The organism is Streptomyces sp. ID05-39B (assembly GCF_033794725.1).
Lineage (GTDB): Bacteria > Actinomycetota > Actinomycetes > Streptomycetales > Streptomycetaceae > Streptomyces > Streptomyces bobili.
On the sequence record NZ_JARGEF010000456.1, the window covers coordinates 1 to 2,601 of the forward strand.

The window sequence follows — 2,601 nt, forward strand, 5'->3', positions numbered from 1 at the left end:
CTTTGATGCCCCCCGCAGACCGGTGGCCCGGCAGGAGGGTTCCGTGACCGCCGCCGATCTGCTGTCCCGGGTACGTGACTGCACCCCCGTCTCCCGCGGCCGCTACCGCACCGATGCCGACGCCCCCGCCACGATCCCGGTGTGCGGAACCGAGGGCGCGGTCTTCTGGACGGCCGACATGGACATCGACTGCGACGGGCGGCCGGGACAACGCTGCAACAGCACCACCGACCCCTCGTTCTCGCCCGCCACCGCCTTCCAGCAGTCCGACGGGCGCCATCTGAACGCGGAGAACCTGCCGTTCATCGTCGTACCGGGCGTGAGCACCCTCTGGAACCACCGCGACCACGGAGTGCGCGGCGGCAGCGTGGCGGCCGTCGTGTACGGGGACCGGGTCCGGTACGCCGTCGTGGGCGACGTCGGGCCGCGCGAGATCATCGGCGAGGCCTCGTACGCCGCCGCCGAGGCGCTGGGTATCCGCCCCGACCCGCGCTCCGGCGGAGTGGCGTCAGGTGTCACCTACATCGTCTTCAAGGACTCCCGGGCGACCCCCATCGAGAGCCACACGTCGGCCGTCGAGGTGGGGGAGCGGCTGGCACGGACCTTCGTGGCCGGGGCGGCTCCGGCGACGGCGGGCACGGACGGCTGACCGATTCGCGCTGGGAGGCGGCAGCGCACATGGTCCCTCGTGCACCGCCGCCACCCGGCCGCCGTCAGACCTTCCGGTAGGTGTACGCCTCCCCGGCCGCCGCCTCCACCGCGTCCAGGCCGGCCCCGGTGGACGCCGTGACGACCGCGGCCACCGCGCCCTCCACGAACGGCGCGTCCACCAGACGCGTGCCCTCGGGGAGTTCGTCGCCCTCGGCGAGCAGCGCCTTCACGGTCAGCACGGCACTGCCGAGGTCGGTCAGCACGGCGACCCCGGCCCCGCGGTCCACGGAGGCGGCAGCGGAGGCGATCAGCTCCGCGCTCGTCCCCAGCCCGCCCCCCTCCGTGCCGCCCGCCGGGGCGACGGGCACGGCGGCGCCGCCGCCCGCGAGCCCCCGCGCCAGCTCGGCCACGGAGGCCGCCACCTGCGCGCTGTGCGACACGAGAACGATGCCCACCAGCCTGTCGTCGGCCATCGCCGCGCTCACTCCCCGTTCGCTTCCGCGAGTCCCGCGACCAGCAGCGCCGCCGAGGTGGCACCCGGGTCCTGGTGTCCGATGCTGCGCTCGCCCACATAGCTGGCCCGGCCCTTGCGGGCCTGGAGCGGGATGGTGGCGACGGCTCCCTGTTCGGCAGCGGCCCGTGCCGCCCCGAAGCCCTCCCCGAGGGCGTCCACGGCGGGCACCAGCGCGTCGATCATCGTCTTGTCGCCCGGCGCGGCCCCGCCCAGCTTCATCACCGCGTCGACCCCCGCGCGAAACGCCTGCGCGAACTCCTCCTCGCTGACCTCCTCCGCGTCCCCGAGCGCCTTGCCGGTGCCGCGCAGCAGCGTGCCGTACAGCGGTCCGGACGCCCCGCCGACGGTCGAGATGAGCCGGCGTCCGGCGAGGACCAGGACGGCGCCGGGGGTCGTCGGGGGCTCCTTCTCCAGTGCCGCGGTGACGGCGGTGAACCCCCGCTGGAGGTTGCTGCCGTGGTCGGCGTCACCGATCGGCGAGTCGAGGGCGGTGAGCCGCTCCGCCTCACGGTGGACGGAGGCGGCGGTCGCCGTCATCCAACGGCGGAAGAAGTCGGCGTCGAGCACGGGATCTCCTTGCGTGGTCGGTAGTTGATCGCTTGCCCCGCCTTGCCTCACATGCCCCAGCGCAGCCCCGGCGTCCGTACGGGCGCGTCCCACAGCCGCAGCAGTTCCTCGTCGACCTGGCACAGGGTCACCGAGGCGCCGGCCATGTCGAGGGACGTCACGTAGTTGCCGACGAGCGTACGGGCGACGGGCACCCCGCGCTCGGCGAGCACCCGGTGGACCTCGGCGGTGAAGCCGTACAGCTCCAGCAGAGGCGTGCCGCCCATGCCGTTGACGAGGACGAGGACCGGGTTGCGCGGCGACAGGTCCTCCAGCACCGCGTGCACGGCCGCGTCGGCGATCTCCCCGGACGTCATCATGGCCCGCCGCTCCCGGCCGGGCTCGCCGTGGATGCCGATACCCAGCTCCAGCTCACCGGTGGGCAGATCGAAGGTCGGGCTGCCCTTGGCCGGCGTCGTGACCGAGCTGAGCGCGACGCCGAAACTCCGCGCGTTCTCGTTGACCTGCCGGGCGATCGCCTCGACCCGCTCCAGCGGCTGGCCCTCGTCGGCGGCGGCCCCCGCGATCTTCTCCACGAACAGCGTCGCGCCGGTGCCGCGCCGTCCCGCCGTGTACAGACTGTCGGTCACCGCGACGTCATCGTTGACCAGCACCTTCGCGACCTGGATGCCCTCGTCCTCGGCGAGTTCGGCCGCCATGTCGAAGTTGAGCACGTCACCGGTGTAGTTCTTCACGATGAACAGCACCCCCGCCCCGCTGTCCACGGCCGCGGCGGCGCGCACCATCTGGTCGGGCACGGGAGAGGTGAACACCTCACCGGGACAGGCCGCCGACAGCATCCCCGGCCCGACGAACCCCCCGTGCAACGG

General features: G+C 73.7%; 4 protein-coding genes. 1 reads left to right on the forward strand and 3 read right to left on the reverse strand.

The features are described 5' to 3' along the window. The coding region (locus P1P75_RS40985) for a glycoside hydrolase family 75 protein (RefSeq protein WP_319264986.1) at positions 1 to 649 on the forward strand (649 nt) is incomplete at its 5' end. A 64-nt stretch (positions 650 to 713) separates the two neighbouring features. Here P1P75_RS40985 and P1P75_RS40990 read toward each other — a convergent pair. The 3 genes from P1P75_RS40990 to dhaK all read right to left on the reverse strand — a co-directional run. Next, on the reverse strand, positions 714 to 1,124 hold the full coding sequence (locus P1P75_RS40990) for a PTS fructose transporter subunit IIA (protein ID WP_319264989.1): 411 nt from the start codon (positions 1,122 to 1,124) through the stop codon (positions 714 to 716). A gap of 8 nt (positions 1,125 to 1,132) precedes the next feature. Further along, positions 1,133 to 1,732, reverse strand: coding sequence for a dihydroxyacetone kinase subunit DhaL (gene dhaL, locus P1P75_RS40995; protein WP_319264992.1), 600 nt, complete (start codon positions 1,730 to 1,732; stop codon positions 1,133 to 1,135). 47 nt (positions 1,733 to 1,779) lie between these two features. Further along, on the reverse strand, positions 1,780 to 2,601 hold an 822-nt coding region (gene dhaK / locus P1P75_RS41000), incomplete at its 5' end, for a dihydroxyacetone kinase subunit DhaK (protein WP_319264994.1).

Coding starts and splice junctions, on each gene's coding strand:
- P1P75_RS40990 (WP_319264989.1), bottom strand. CDS start 1,124: ATGGCCGACGACAGGCTGGTGGGCATCGTTCTCGTGTCGCACAGCGCG.